The 13,874-nt window shown below is 62.0% G+C and carries 12 protein-coding genes; 6 read left to right on the top strand and 6 right to left on the bottom strand.

The features are described 5' to 3' along the window. Positions 1-240 precede the first annotated feature (240 nt). Together ACKFRY_RS09810 and glgA are read right to left on the bottom strand one after the other, a co-directional pair. Entirely contained in the window at positions 241-1,683 is a 1,443-nt protein-coding gene (locus ACKFRY_RS09810) for a GH32 C-terminal domain-containing protein (protein WP_408921289.1), read from the bottom strand. Positions 1,684-1,695: 12 nt separating this feature from the next. Then, the gene (gene glgA / locus ACKFRY_RS09805; RefSeq protein ID WP_408921288.1) at positions 1,696-2,850 is read right to left on the bottom strand and encodes a glycogen synthase; all 1,155 of its coding nucleotides are present in this window, start codon (positions 2,848-2,850) and stop codon (positions 1,696-1,698) included. A 109-nt stretch (positions 2,851-2,959) separates the two neighbouring features. Between glgA and glgC the strand changes: the two genes are divergently transcribed. After that, positions 2,960-4,177 carry a glucose-1-phosphate adenylyltransferase gene (glgC, locus tag ACKFRY_RS09800; RefSeq protein WP_239277895.1) on the top strand — a complete coding sequence of 406 codons (1,218 nt, stop codon included), beginning with the start codon at positions 2,960-2,962 and terminating at the stop codon, positions 4,175-4,177. Here the strand turns inward: glgC and ACKFRY_RS09795 are convergent. After that, positions 4,174-4,821, bottom strand: a complete 648-nt coding sequence (locus ACKFRY_RS09795) for an O-methyltransferase (RefSeq protein WP_316986566.1) — start codon at positions 4,819-4,821, stop codon at positions 4,174-4,176. The genes glgC and ACKFRY_RS09795 overlap by 4 nt on opposite strands. A gap of 151 nt (positions 4,822-4,972) precedes the next feature. Here ACKFRY_RS09795 and sigE point away from each other — a divergent pair, with 151 nt between their 5' ends. The 3 genes from sigE (at position 4,973) to ACKFRY_RS09780 (ending at position 6,730) form a co-directional block, all read left to right on the top strand. Beyond that, positions 4,973-5,602, top strand: a complete 630-nt coding sequence (sigE, locus tag ACKFRY_RS09790; protein WP_250413477.1) for an RNA polymerase sigma factor SigE — start codon at positions 4,973-4,975, stop codon at positions 5,600-5,602. A 100-nt stretch (positions 5,603-5,702) separates the two neighbouring features. Further along, positions 5,703-6,152, top strand: coding sequence for an anti-sigma factor family protein (locus tag ACKFRY_RS09785; protein WP_408922777.1), 450 nt, complete (start codon positions 5,703-5,705; stop codon positions 6,150-6,152). A gap of 23 nt (positions 6,153-6,175) precedes the next feature. Further along, complete coding sequence (locus ACKFRY_RS09780; protein ID WP_408922776.1) at positions 6,176-6,730, top strand: twin-arginine translocase TatA/TatE family subunit; 555 nt, start codon at positions 6,176-6,178, stop codon at positions 6,728-6,730. A 4-nt stretch (positions 6,731-6,734) separates the two neighbouring features. On the opposite strand, the gene ACKFRY_RS09775 is transcribed toward ACKFRY_RS09780, so the two are convergent. Beyond that, positions 6,735-7,865, bottom strand: a complete 1,131-nt coding sequence (locus ACKFRY_RS09775) for an Mrp/NBP35 family ATP-binding protein (RefSeq protein WP_198492846.1) — start codon at positions 7,863-7,865, stop codon at positions 6,735-6,737. Positions 7,866-7,970: 105 nt separating this feature from the next. Between ACKFRY_RS09775 and ACKFRY_RS09770 the strand changes: the two genes are divergently transcribed. Both ACKFRY_RS09770 and ACKFRY_RS09765 read left to right on the top strand, forming a co-directional pair. Further along, positions 7,971-8,546 carry a hypothetical protein gene (locus ACKFRY_RS09770; protein WP_408922775.1) on the top strand — a complete coding sequence of 192 codons (576 nt, stop codon included), beginning with the start codon at positions 7,971-7,973 and terminating at the stop codon, positions 8,544-8,546. Continuing rightward, positions 8,530-8,712: a hypothetical protein gene (locus ACKFRY_RS09765; RefSeq protein WP_408922774.1), complete on the top strand. Its 183-nt coding sequence runs from the start codon at positions 8,530-8,532 to the stop codon at positions 8,710-8,712. The genes ACKFRY_RS09770 and ACKFRY_RS09765 overlap by 17 nt, the downstream gene beginning before the upstream one ends. 452 nt (positions 8,713-9,164) lie before the next feature. On the opposite strand, the gene ACKFRY_RS09760 is transcribed toward ACKFRY_RS09765, so the two are convergent. Beyond that, positions 9,165-12,887: a multifunctional oxoglutarate decarboxylase/oxoglutarate dehydrogenase thiamine pyrophosphate-binding subunit/dihydrolipoyllysine-residue succinyltransferase subunit gene (locus ACKFRY_RS09760; protein ID WP_408922773.1), complete on the bottom strand. Its 3,723-nt coding sequence runs from the start codon at positions 12,885-12,887 to the stop codon at positions 9,165-9,167. A 177-nt stretch (positions 12,888-13,064) separates the two neighbouring features. Further along, positions 13,065-13,799, bottom strand: a complete 735-nt coding sequence (locus ACKFRY_RS09755; protein ID WP_250410284.1) for a hypothetical protein — start codon at positions 13,797-13,799, stop codon at positions 13,065-13,067. Positions 13,800-13,874: the final 75 nt, after the last annotated feature.

Here is a 13,874-nt window from a genome sequence, read left to right as displayed (position 1 = left end):
TCGACCTTGCCGCTCACCGGCACACGCTTTCCGACGCCCCAGCCCCTCCCCGTGAGCGCGAAGGGCGGTGCGAGGAGGAACGCGGGGCGGCGCCACCCAGCGATGTGGACTGAAAACGAAAACCCCGCCCTTGCCGCTCACCAAGGGAGGCGGGACCGCGCTGGGCGGCCGCGCCGGTGAGCGCGAAGGGCGGGGTGAGGAGAAACGGGGTCGGGTGAGGCGGCGTTGAGAGCCGGGGGGTTAGAGCTTGGAACCGGAGCGCTGCCAGTCCTGCTCGATGATGGCATCGCCGGAGGTCTCGACCCGCAGTCCGGAGCAGCCGCCTTCGAAGTAGACGCGGGATGCCATGGCGATGAGGCCACCGTCGACGAAAACCTCGACTGTGGAGCCGTCTTGGATGATGGTGAGGGTATCGGAGTCGCCTTCGGCAAGCGTGGCCGTGGCGGGCTCGGAATCGGCGAAACAGTGGTCGAATGCCTTATTCATGGAGCGATCGAGGCTGATGCCATCGCCGGAGTGGCGGATGGTGGCGGCGGGGTCACCGGCGCCGTCGAGAAGCGTGACCGTTACGCAGGAACCGGAAGGGACCTCCATGACGCCGGTCCAGGAACGGGCGTAATCGGAGAGCTTGACGGCATCGGGCAGGCCAGGGGCGGGTGCTTGATAGAGGACGCCTCCTTCGAGGGTGACCCGGCGAGGCAGGGAGAGGGCATTGGCCCAGCCTTCGGACTCCCAGGAGGCGTGTGCGGTGGCATCATCGCCGCGGCCGTTGCCGTTGAGGAGACCGATGATGACGGCGCGCTCGTAGCGCTGCTCCGGTGTGAGCGTGCCGGTAGTGGTGTTGGTACTGCGAGGGCGGGAGAAATCGTGGCCGAAATCTACGCGGCGGAAGCCGGAGACCACGGTAAAGGTGGTGCCCTCCAGCCGGCCGACGAGGTAGCCGGAGACGTCGCGGCCGCCGCGCTCCAAGGTGACAAAGAGGACGTCGTAGATATTGCCGTCAACCTCATCGCGCAGTCGGACTAGGCGCGGGGAGACGACCGGGGGAATCGGTGAGGTAGCGGGGACCTCGCCCTCTAGGAAGCCAGGGTCGCCGTCGAACTTGAGGCTGCCGCGCAGGCGCCAAGACACGCCGTCGGCGGATTCGAGGATGACGGGAACCGGGGCGTCGGAGTGGCCGGTGAGCGCGAGCATGAGCCAGCCGTCGTGGCCGTCATCGCGGTCCTCGGAGGCCCAATCGGGCACCACGGAGGGGGAGCGGAAGTGATCAAAGTTGCGGGTATTGCCTACGACCTCGCCAAAGCGAACGACATTGGGGTCGAGGGCTTGCGGGTCATCGGAGACCTCGCAGATTTCGTCCACGTCAGCATAGCGGGCGAGGTGAACGGCGATTCCGGCGGCGGTCACGGAGGTGAAGTAGAGGTGGATATCGTCCGGGCCTTGGGCTACGGAACCAGCACGCAGGGAGAGCTCGCCGCCGACGGGTGCGAGGACATCGTCGCAGTCCAACCAGTCAAAGGGAGACTCTTCGGAGTAGGTGTGTCCCCAGCGGGCAGGGGAGTCCGCGGTGGGGCGGTACTGGTAGAACAGGTGCCAGGTATCGCCGTCGCGCAGGATACCAGCGGGGGCGTCGAGGACGCCGTCTTCAGGGACAAAATGCAGTTCGGGGCGGTGAGTTGTCACGGCTATCCTTCCTTAAATCAAGCTGCGGTAGATATCGACGGTCTGGGCGGCAATCGTAGCCCAAGAGAAATCGCGGATGGCGCGCTCGCGGCCGGCGCGGCCAAAATTGGCGGCGCGCTCTTTATCAGCGGCGACGTCATTGACGGCGGCGGCGAGGTCGGCTTCGAAGGCTGCGGTAGCGGTGGCGTCGTAAGGCACCAGCACACCGGTCTCGCCATCGACCACAACCTCCGGAATGCCGCCCACGTTGGAGGCGACCACGGCCGTGCCGCAGGCCATGGCTTCCAGGTTGACGATGCCGAGCGGCTCGTAGATGGAGGGGCAGACAAACACATCTGCGCCGGAGTAAATCTGCTGGACCTCGTTGCGCGGGAGCATGTCCTTGACCCAGAAAATGCCATCGCGCTGGGCGCGCAGCTCATCTACCAGCGCCTCGGTCTCCGCCGCGATTTCGGGCGTATCGGGCGCGCCGGCGCACAGCACCAGCTGGATATCCGGGTCGAATTTCTGCGCCGCCTGCAGCAGGTGCTTCACGCCTTTTTGCCGGGTAATGCGGCCGACGAAGGCAACGATGGGGCGTTGCTTATCGACGCCCAGCTTGTCCAACACATCCCCCTCTCGCGGCTGCCATAGCTCGGTGTCGATGCCGTTGAGGACGACGTGGACCTTGGAGGCGTCGATGCGCGGGTAGGCATCCAGGATGGAGTCCTTCATGCCGGCGGAGACGGCGATGACGGCGTCGGCATATTCCATGGCGTTCTTCTCGGACCACGAGGAGACGTCATAGCCGCCGCCGAGCTGCTCGCGCTTCCACGGGCGGTGCGGCTCCAGCGAGTGGGCGGTGACCACATGCGGAATATCGTAGAGCTGGGCGGAGAGGTGGCCGGCAAGACCCGTGTACCACGTGTGGGAATGGGCGATGTCGATGTCAGAGGCGGCATCGGCCATGCGCAGCCCGGTGGACAAGGTCTTAAGCGCGCCATTGGCACCCTCGAGTGCGGGGTCTACGCCGTGTACAAAGACGTCCTTTTCTTCGCGCGGGGAGCCCATGCAGTGCACGGAGACGTCGATGATATCGCGCATGAAACGGGTGAGTTCAGCTACGTGAACTCCGGCTCCGCCGTAGATTTCCGGCGGGTATTCTTTGGAAAAGATTCCGGCTCTCATGCCCACCCAGAATACGTATCTCTGGTGCCGCGTGCAGAAATACGGGATGGGGGTAGAAATGTGCATATATCTGCTGCGAAATGTGGGATTTGCGGATAGGTTTGAAAACGTGAGAAGCCTGCCAAATGTCCTAGCCATCGTCCTCGCCGGCGGCGAGGGAAAGCGCCTTTTTCCCCTGACCGAAGACCGCGCCAAACCCGCCGTGCCTTTCGGAGGTTCCTACCGCCTCATTGACTTTGTCCTTTCCAATCTGGTCAATGCCGGTTTCCTTAAGATTGCGGTGCTGACCCAGTACAAGTCCCACTCGCTGGACCGCCACATTTCCCAGGCGTGGAACTTGGCGGGGCCGACGCCGCAATACATTGCTTCGGTGCCTGCCCAACAGCGCCGCGGCAAGCGCTGGTACAACGGTTCGGCGGATGCCATCGTGCAGTCGCTCAACCTCATCTATGACGAGAATCCGGATTACGTCATCGTCTTCGGCGCGGACCACGTCTACCGCATGGATCCGGCGCAGATGGTAGAAGAGCACATTGCCACGGGGCTGGATTGCTCGGTGGCCGGCATTCGCGTGCCGCGTTCTGAGGCAACGGCCTTTGGTTGCATCCAGGCCGATGGCATGGGAACCATCACGGAGTTCGTGGAAAAGCCCGCGGACCCACCGGCCACGCCGGATGATCCGAATATGAGCTATGCCTCGATGGGCAACTATGTCTTTACTGCGCAGGCGCTTATTGACGCCCTCTTGGAGGACGAAAAGAACGAGGACTCCGCCCACGATATGGGTGGCGATATTATTCCGTACTTTGTGGAGCGCGGGCAGGCGCACGTCTATGACTTCATGGCCAATGAGGTGCCGGGATCTACCGAGCGCGATCATGGCTACTGGCGCGACGTGGGCACCATCGATTCCTTCTATGAAGCGCACATGGACATGATTTCGGTGCACCCAATCTTCAACCTCTATAACCGGAATTGGCCGATTCACTCCACGGATGATTCCAATTTCCCGCCGGCGAAGTTCGTGCAAAATGGCATCGCGCAGTCCTCGATGGTGGCGCCGGGCTGCATCGTCTCCGGCGGCACGGTGCGCAATTCGGTGCTGGCGTCTGACGTCCACGTGGCCGATGGCGCCACGGTCGAAGGATCGGTCATCCTGCCGGGCGTGCGCATCGGCCGTGGTGCGGTGGTGCGCCGCGCGATCCTCGATAAGAACGTCGTCGTCAGCGATGGCGCAATTATCGGCGTGGACCGCGAGCGCGATGAGGAGCGCTTCAAGGTTTCTGACGGCGGCGTGGTTGTCGTCGGCAAAAACCAGAAGGTCTAAAGCTTCGTTACGAGGGTGAGCCCGGACCCCAGCGGCAAGCGGGTGACGTTCGCGCCCTCGAGCTCGCGCAGGTACTCGTCTGCTTCGCGGGCGGCGGCGGTGTCGCGGTCGGTCCGGGAGGCGTCGGCAAGCGTGCCATCGAGCAAAGAATTAGCCAAGACCAGGGTGCCGCCCTGGTGCAGCAGGGGCCACGCGGCCTTGATGATGGCGGGGAGCTCGAGCGCGGCGACGTCCGCGTAGATGACCTGGTAGGCATCATTAGCCAGACGGCCCATGACTTCGAGCGGGCGAGACGGCAGGAAGCGGCCGCGCGAAGGTGCATAGCCTGCCTCGCGGAAGGCGGTCTTGGCGCTGCGCTGGTGCTCTGCCTCGGGGTCGATGCAGGTCAAGATGCCATTATCGGGCATGCCAGCGAGCAGGTAGAGGCCCACCACATTGGCGGCCGGGGTGATCGCTACGGACTGGGGGCGTTCGGTGGAACCGGCGGAGGCGGCCGTCAGGGTGGTGAGCAGCTGGCCCGTAGATTCATCTGGAACTGGCAGACCGTACTCATCGGCGTGGTCGCGCGCGCCACGTAGGGCCGCGGAGGGCTCGCTGGTGGTCTCGATATAAGAACGCAGTGCTTCATATGCGGTAGTAGTCACGTAATAAACCATAGGGAAAAGTGGCTGCCGATGTGGCAAAAACGCGCCTAGCCAGCGAGGTTGTGGTGGGTGGGGATAATGTGACGGACTCACAGGAAATTATCAGCACTGTGGCTGGAGTTTCACCATGAAGTGTAGAAAGATGACATGCATGACAACAACGAAGCGCGATGCCGAATCCCTTCAGCCCGCCACCCCTGAGGCGGAGTTGACCGGTACCGCGGCGTTCGATGCCGGCGAAGCCGACATGCCAGCCTGGGGTGACCTCGTGGCCGAACACGCCGATGGCGTCTACCGCTTGGCGTATCGCCTCTCCGGCAACCAGCACGATGCAGAGGACCTGACCCAGGAAACCTTCATGCGTGTCTTCCGTTCCCTGGACAAGTACCAGGCCGGTACGTTTGAAGGCTGGTTGCACCGCATTACCACCAACCTCTTCTTGGACATGGTTCGCCATCGCTCCAAGATCCGTATGGAGGCCCTGCCGGAGGATTATGAGCGCGTGCCCGGCACGGATATGACCCCGGAGCAGGCCTATACCGTGGCCAACCTGGACCCAGCGCTGCAGTCCGCACTCGATGGTCTGGCTCCCGATTTCCGCGTGGCCGTGGTGCTGTGTGATGTCGTAGGTATGAGCTATGACGAGATTGCGGAGACCCTCGGCGTCAAGATGGGTACGGTGCGCTCCCGCATCCACCGTGGCCGTTCCCAGCTGCGTGCGGCGCTCGAAAAAGAGGCGCAAACCAATGCGGAAACCCGCATTCTGCTGCGCACGCGTTAAACCATCGCGCGCTAAACTTTAAAGAAACTGCATAGTCCCCGCCGCCGGCGGGGACTTTCCGTGTCACTGAAGGCCAAGCAACTAGTGGAGGAGGGTGTTGATGGACTCGCTGCGGGGACGCCGAACCTTGTCCACGCTGAGCGTGCGCGGCGGATTCGATGCCGCCCAGGCCAAGGCCCGCGATAAGGCGAAAGCCAAGGCGCGGCGCAGCGATACCATCGGGCACCTTGGCCCAGAGGCTGTCGTTGCCTTCGTGGACGGGGAGATGGAGCCGAAATTCATGCACCGCGTGCGCATCCACTTGGTGCACTGCGCCGAGTGCCGCGCGGATGTGCACCAGCAGCGCCATGCCTCAGAGTGGGTTCGCCACTGCGCGGATTCCGCTAAGGTCAAGGCGCCACAATCCCTGCTGGCAAAGCTCGCGGGCATTGCCACCGAAGAGGTTGCGCCCGGGCCGGATGCGGCAACGCCCGTGCACCGGCCGCAGCAGGATTTCTTGGACAAGGTGGAGATGGTGGTTCGCGCAATCAAGCACAATCAGCGCGGCTAAGAGTGAGGGACTAGTATTTAACCGTGTTTTCTTCCATTGGTTGGCCCGAGATTTTCGTCATCGTGGTTTTGGGCATCATCGTCATCGGCCCGGAGCGCATGCCCGAGGTGATCAAGGACGTGCGCGCGGCCATTTACGCGGCGCGCAAGGCCATCAATAACGCCAAGGCGGAGCTCAACGGCGAGATGGGCTCGATTACCTCGGAATTCGATGATATCCGCGGCCCGCTCACCCAAGCCGCACAGTGGACGCGCCTTGGCCCGAAGGGCGCTATTACCAAGGCGCTTTTCGACGGCGACGATTCCGCCTGGGACGATTTCAACCCCAAGAAGATGGCAGAAAACGTCAAGACCGCTACCGCTCCACAGGAGCCGGAGGAGCAGCCGCAGTCTCAACCGCAGCAGCAGCGCCCGAGCTTCGACTACTCTCAGATCTACGCTGAGCAGCCGCAGCCTCAGCCCCAGCCGCAGCAACGCACCGCAGCCCCCCAGCCGACGGAGCAGCCCGCGCCCGAGAAAAAGCCGCCGAGCGGTGGGGAAGAATCCACCGGCGGCGGCATGTGGGGCGATGTGACCTAAGGCGTTAGTTCACGCCCAAGTTGAGGTTTTTGCCCACCAGGGAATCGGAGCGGATGGCCAGCTTATCGGCTACCGCCTGGATCTGTTGGGCGGCGGGGGACTCGGGGGAGTCGAGGACAATCGGCGTGCCGGCATCGCCACCGCTGCGCAAGGTGGGATCCAGCGGCACGGAAGCCAGCAATGGCACCTCATGGCCCAAGATGACGCCCAGACGATCGGCCACAATCTGTCCGCCGCCGGTGCCAAAGACATCCATGGTGGAGCCATCCGGCATCACCATGGCGCCCATGTTTTCAATTACGCCAGCCACGCGCTGACGGGTCTGCTGGGAGATGGATCCGGCGCGCTCTGCCACCTCGGCCGCCGCGGCCTGCGGGGTGGTGACAATGAGTAGCTCCGCATTCGGGATGAGCTGGGCTACGGACAAGGCGACGTCGCCAGTGCCCGGAGGCAGATCCAAGAGCAGCACGTCGAGGTCGCCCCAGAAAACGTCAGCCAGGAATTGCTGTAGCGCGCGGTGGAGCATGGGGCCGCGCCAGACTACCGGGGCATTACCCTCCACAAACTGACCGATGGAAATGTGCTTAATGCCATGAGAAATCGGCGGCAGCAGCATCTCATCATCGAGCACGGTGGGGCCGTCGGTGCAGCCCAGCAGGTTGGGTACGGAGTGGCCGTAAATATCGGCGTCCACGATGCCAACCTTGAGGCCCTTCTGGACCAATGCCGCGGCAAGGTTGACGGTCATGGAGGACTTGCCTACGCCGCCCTTACCGGAGGCCACCGCGAAAACGCGAGTGGTGGAATCTGGCTTTGCAAATGGGATTTCCGGCTCGGCTTGGCCACCGCGCAGCTTCTTCTTCAGCTCGCGGCGCTGCTCGTCGCTCATGGCTTCCATCGTCACCGTGACGTTTCCAACGCCCTCGATATCCTCTACCGCAGCGCGGGTATTGGACTCGATGGTGGATTTCATGGGGCAGCCAGCGATGGTGAGGTAGATTTCCACGGCCACGTCATTACCGGTGACGGTAACGGACTTCACCATGTTGAGTTCGGTGATGGGGCGGCCGATTTCGGGGTCTTCGACGCGGGAGAGTGCCTCGCGTACGGCGGATTCAGTAATAACGCTAGACATAACCCTTGCCATCTTAGTCACGCCGCAACAGGAGGTAAACACGCCCTCGGTGTAGAATCAGCTAGACGCTCACGCGCCGCTAACTAAAAGGAGAAGAGTATCGCTATGCGCAGCTTTGCCCGCCCCGCCCGCGCCATTGCCGGTGTGGTGCTGTCCGCAACGCTGCTTACCGGCTGCTCTTCCCAGTTCGATGCCAACCCTTTTGCCAAGAGCCCCCAGAGCGAGCCCATCGGCATTTTGGTGGATACCAATGAGACCGACCAGCTTGTCCTTGCGGAAATCTTCCGCCAGGAGCTGATGGGGCAGGGCCGCGAGGCGTCCATTGTGAAGGAAGACATTTTCCTAGACACCAAGGGTGGGCGTTCCATGAACCCGGGCGGCAATTTCTATGTAGGCTGCACCGGCGCGTTCCTTAATATCCTTAACCCCGGTGAGGCGCGGGCGATTTCTAAGGATTACAAGAAGGCACAGAAATCCTCCGAGCCCGGCGGGGAGGACTACCTGGCCCGCACCCACATTGCGCTCATGTCGAGCTTGCCCACGGATACCACCACGGTCGAGCCTTCCGGTGCCAGCGGCTGCGAGGAGGCTGAGCCCGAGTTGCCAGAGAATTTCGTGGTGCTCTATCAAGACGATTCTTTTCGACCGCGAAGAGCGCCAGGCCGTGGCCTCGCTGACTAAGTTCATTACCCAAAAAGATCTCTCTGACATGGTCGAAGAGGTAGAAAATGACGACTCCAGCGCGGAGAAGGTCGTACGCTCCTGGATGAATTCCTCCGGTGGCGACATCGCCCATGAAGAAGGCGACTCCGATTCTTCCGGCGGGTCGAATCTCACTGGTTCTTAATATTTGACCGTTGGCAGGTTTGTGTGAGTTTCCCGGGCTTGTTGGCAACTTGGAGCTCCTGATGGTTAGCAACCGGCAGACCAACACCTCCACAGGATCAAGGACACGTGTGACTCGATATGGAACCATTCTGGGCTCGTGAATACCGACGCTAGTGCTTTTCATTGCTCCCGGGTTTGAGTGACAAGCATCCGCGACACGATTGGACATATCGAGTAAGCGCGTTACTTCTTAACCCGCTCCCTTGGCGCTCATGGGAAAGCGACCGCCAAGACAACAGTGTTCCGCTGGTGAGCGCGAAGGAATCGGAGATGAGAAAAGACGTGAGAGGGCAAGAACGCCGAGGGAGTGCTCCGGCAGAAGCAAGAACTGAAGTTTTACTAATGCTGACGTCGGCATGAGTAAACCCCAGCGAGGAGGTCCTCACTGGGGTTTAAACGGGGTAGAGGCGACTAGATGTCGAAGGCCTCTTCCAGCAGGTTCTTCTGCTCAATCTGGTGCACCTTGGCGTTACCGGTGGCAGTAGAGGACTGAGCACGGCGGGAAACGCGTACCAGCTCCGGCATATCCGGAATCAGGGTGCGCAGGTGCTCGTTGTAGAACGGCCATGGGCCCTGGTTGGCCGGCTCGTCCTGAACGAAGCGGACCTGGGTGGCATTCGGGTAAGCCTCGAATGCCTCGCGCAGGCGGTTGAACGGAATCGGGTGGAGCATCTCCACGCGGACGATGGCGATGTCATCGCGGCCGTCGGCCTCGCGCTTCTTTTCCAGATCCCAGTACAGTTTGCCGGAGACCAGCATGATGGTCTTGACCTTGTCGGTATCGCCGACCTTCTTGCCGTTGACGTCAACGAAGTTCGGGTCGTTGATAACGGACTGGAAGCGCTTGACCTCGGTGAAGTCTTCCACGGCGGAGGTAGCTGCCTTGTTGCGCAGCATGGACTTCGGGGTGAAGACGACCAGCGGGCGCTTCATTTCACCGAGTGCCTGGCGGCGCAGGAGGTGGAAGTGGTTAGCCGGGGTGGAAGGCTGAGCCACGGTCATGGAGCCCTCAGCGCACAGCTGCAGGTAGCGCTCGATGCGGGCGGAGGAGTGGTCCGGGCCCTGGCCTTCGTAGCCGTGTGGCAGGAGGAGCACCAGGCTGGACAGCTGGCCCCACTTGGCCTCACCGGAGGAGATGTACTCGTCGATGATGGTCTGGGCGCCGTTGGCGAAGTCACCGAACTGTGCCTCCCACGCCACGAGGGCGTCTGGGTTGCCCACGGTGTAGCCGTACTCGAAGCCCATGCCGGCGTACTCGGTCAGCGCGGAGTTATAAACCATGAACTTGCCGCCGTTGCCCTTGGAGGTGGCGATGGCGTGCATCGGGTTGTACTCGTTGCCGTTGCGCGGGTCGAAGGTGACGGCGTGGCGCTGGGTGAAGGTACCGCGACGGGAATCCTCACCAGCCAGGCGGACAACCTTGCCCTCGCCGGCCAGGGAACCGAAGGCGATGAGCTCGCCCCAGCCCCAGTCGATGCCGCCCTCGCGGGAGGACTTCTCGCGCTCCTTGGCTACCTTGCCCACGCGCTTGTGGTACTCGAAGTCCTCTGGTGGGTTGCCGTAGGCGGCACCCAGCTCGGCGAGTTCCTCAGCGGTAATGGAGGTATCCAGGCCGCGGGTGAGCTCCTGGGAGGAGGTGATGCCGGTCTGCTCCTTCGGGCGAGCCTTGCCAGCTTCCTTGTGCTCAGCAAAGACGGATTCCATCTGGTCGTGGAAGTCGCGAGCGGCTGCCTCGGCGTCTTCGGCGGAGAGGTCACCACGGCCGATGAGGTCGTTGGTGTAATGCTCGCGCACTGCCTTGTGCTCGTCGATGACGGAGTAGAGCTCCGGCTGGGTCATGGACGGGTCATCGGCCTCGTTGTGACCGCGCAGGCGGTAGACCATGAGGTCGATGAAGACGTCCTTGCCAAACTGGCGGCGGTACTCGGCTGCCATCTGGCCTACCCAGACAACTGCCTCTGGGTCATCGCCGTTGACGTGGAAGACTGGGCAGTCGAAGCCCTTGGCCAGGTCGGTGGCGTAGTGGGTGGAACGGCCGGAGTCCGGGGTGGTGGTGAAGCCCACCTGGTTGTTGACCACGATGTGGACGGTGCCGCCGTTGGTGTAACCGCGCAGCTGGGACAGGTTGATGGTCTCCTGAACAATGCCCAGGCCGGTGAAGGAAGCATCACCATGGAGCATGACTGGAACAACGGTGTGGCCCTCTGGGCCCTTGTCCAAGATGTCCTGCTTAGCGCGGGCGATGCCCTCCATGACCGGATCGACGGCCTCGAGGTGGGATGGGTTGGCGGCGAGGGTGACCTTGATTTCGCCATCGCCAAACATCTGCAGGTGGTGGCCCTCGGAGCCCAGGTGGTACTTCACGTCACCGGAGCCGCCGAGCTGGCCGCCCTTGTAGTTGCCGTCGAACTCGCCGAAGATATCGGCCAGTGGCTTGCCCACGATATTGAACAGGACGTTCAGGCGGCCGCGGTGCGGCATGCCGATGACGACCTCGTCCAGATCCTGGCCGGCGGCGGTATCGATGATGGAATCCAGCAGCGGGATGAGGGTCTCGGCGCCCTCGAGGGAGAAGCGCTTCTGGCCCACGTACTTGGTCTGCAGGAAGTTCTCGAATGCTTCTGCGGCATTGACCTTCTGCAAGATGTACTTCTGCTCCGCGTTGGTCGGCTTCGGCATACCCGCCTCCAAGCGGTCCTGCAGCCAGCCGCGCTCATCGCGGTCGAGGATGTGGGTGTATTCGGAGCCGACCTTCAGGGTGTAGGCGGCGCGCAGGCGGGACAGCACCTCGCGCAGGGTCATCTGCTCCTTGCCGCCAAAGCCACCGACGTTGAAGGTGCGGTCCAGATCCCAAATGGTCAGGCCGTGGGTCGCGATGTCGAGGTCGCGGTGGTCCGGGTTAGGCAGGCCCGGCTGTACCCAGCCCAGCGGGTTGGTATCGGCCAGCAGGTGGCCGCGGGAGCGGTAGGACTCGATGAGCTGCATGACGCGGGTGTTCTTGTCCACGCCGGAGTTCGGCACGTCCTGTGCCCAACGCAACGGCTCATAAGGCACGCCCATGGAGGAGAAGAGGTCGTCCCAAAAGGCGCCGTCGACAAGCAGCTGGCCAATGGTACGCAAGAATTCGCCGGACTCTGCACCCTGGATGACGCGGTGGTCATAGGTGGAGGTCAGGGTAACCAGGCGGCCGACGCCCAGGTCTGCCAAGCGGTCCGCGGAAGCGCCAGCGAACTCGGCCGGGTAATCCATAGAGCCCACGCCGATGATGGAGCCGGCGCCCTTAGTCAGGCGGGCGATGGAGTGGCGGGTGCCGATGCCGCCTGGGTTGGTGAGGTTAATGGTCACACCAGAGAAGTCATCCATGGTGAGCTTGTTCTTGCGAGAACGGGTAACGATGTCCTCGTAGGCCTCAACAAACTCGGAGAAGGACTTGGTCTCGCACTCCTTGATGGCGGCGACGACCAACGCGCGGGAGCCATCCTTCTGCGGCAGGTCAATGGCCAAACCCAGGTTAATGTGCTCCGGCTGGATGACATAAGGCTTGCCATCCTTTTCCTCGTAGCGCACGTTCATGTCAGGGTGCAGCTGTACGGCCTTAACCATGGCGTAGCCGATGATGTGGGTAAAGGAGATCTTGCCACCGCGAGTGCGCTTGAGGTGGTCATTGATCATGGAGCGGTTTTCCCACATGAGCTTGACCGGCATATCGCGCACGGTGGTAGCGGTAGGAATCTCCAGGGATTCCTCCATGTTCTTCGCAATGGCCTTGAACATGCCCTTGAGCTGGTGCTCCTCGCCGCCCTTGTAGTCTTCGATGCGGTCGAGCGGGGACTCGGACTTCTTCACGGACTGCTTGGCCTTAGCGGACTTTTCCTGCGCCTTGGCCACGGACTTATCCACGTTGGTCTCGCGGGCCTCCTGCTTGCGGGCGGTAGTCGTACCCTCAGTCTTCTTCGCGGCAGGCTTAGACGGCTTCTTCGGGGCTTCCTTGGCAGGTGCCTCAGACTTGGGCGCGCCGTTTGCTTCGAAGTAGTCGCGCCACTCCTTATCTACGGAGCTAGGGTCCTTGGAGTACTGCTGGAACTGCTCGTCTATCAGCCACGCATTGGGGCCGAAGATATTCGATGTGCTCACGGCAGGTATTCGCCTCATTTCTCTGCTTTAAAATGGTCGTTTATTCGACTTTAGTGCGGCCTTTGCACGAGCGCATGCGTCACTCGCCAAAGAGTCTGCCTACATGATACGGGTCATACCCCTAAACTCACTATGTTAGGGGTATCAATTGCCCCACTTATCGGTTCCCGGCTACCCCTAGGCTTGGGTGAGGGGAGAAAGCTGCTCGCTGGCGTGCTCGATGACCTGCTTGGCCAGCTTGCGGTTGGCGGTAGTGCCGAGCACGGCGCCGATGCCCATGGGCATGAGCTTGCTGATCCACGCCCACTCCAGGCGCTTGGTGATCTGCTTGGTAAAAAGCTTGGTCAGGCGGCCGTTGATTCCAGACAGCGTCGGGCCGGAGAAACGGGACAGGCTAGCGGCCGAGCGCATGCCCGCCACGCTATTGAGATCACCCACAAAGGTATCCACCAAAGCGGAGCCCTTCGAACCGGTCAGCACCAAAAGTACAAGGGCGCGGCGGCGCTCGGGGGACTTGATGTCATCGCCATGCAGGTAGGCCGAAGCCAAGATGTACCACGCGGTCGCCTCCAAAAAGACCACGGATTCGCCGGCGATGGTAGCTGCGCCGGTTACCAAGCCAACACCTGGGATGGCAGCGGAAGCGCCCGCGGCCGCACCCGTGCCGGAGGTGATATTGAGGAAGTGTTTGTCAATGAGCTCCTGCAGCTGCTGCGGGCTCGCGTCCTTATTGCGCTTCTTTAAGTTCTCGACGTACTTGATGATGACACCGGACTGTACGGCCACTGCGCGGTCCAGGGAATTGAGCAGGGCAGAGGTAAAGCGGTTGGTATCTTCCGGATCGATGTCATAGGTATCGACGGTGTCGACCTCGGTGGAGTTGTCCTTTTTGTCTTTAGTAAATAAGCCCATGTGTCCTTCTCTTTCGCTAAAACTTATCTGCGCCCAGCATAGTAAAGGCTCTATTAATGCGCCGCCGCGCCGTAA

Origin of the sequence: Corynebacterium tuberculostearicum, assembly GCF_046097255.1 — a bacterium.
In the GTDB taxonomy this organism is placed as follows: domain Bacteria; phylum Actinomycetota; class Actinomycetes; order Mycobacteriales; family Mycobacteriaceae; genus Corynebacterium; species Corynebacterium tuberculostearicum_J.
Note: the sequence above shows the minus strand (reverse complement) of the source record. Positions and strands in the feature narration are given on the sequence as shown.

Coding starts and splice junctions, on each gene's coding strand:
- glgA (WP_408921288.1), bottom strand. CDS start 2,850: ATGAGAGCCGGAATCTTTTCCAAAGAATACCCGCCGGAAATCTACGGC.
- sigE (WP_250413477.1), top strand. CDS start 4,973: ATGACAACAACGAAGCGCGATGCCGAATCCCTTCAGCCCGCCACCCCT.
- ACKFRY_RS09785 (WP_408922777.1), top strand. CDS start 5,703: ATGGACTCGCTGCGGGGACGCCGAACCTTGTCCACGCTGAGCGTGCGC.
- ACKFRY_RS09775 (WP_198492846.1), bottom strand. CDS start 7,865: ATGTCTAGCGTTATTACTGAATCCGCCGTACGCGAGGCACTCTCCCGC.
- ACKFRY_RS09770 (WP_408922775.1), top strand. CDS start 7,971: ATGCGCAGCTTTGCCCGCCCCGCCCGCGCCATTGCCGGTGTGGTGCTG.
- ACKFRY_RS09755 (WP_250410284.1), bottom strand. CDS start 13,799: ATGGGCTTATTTACTAAAGACAAAAAGGACAACTCCACCGAGGTCGAC.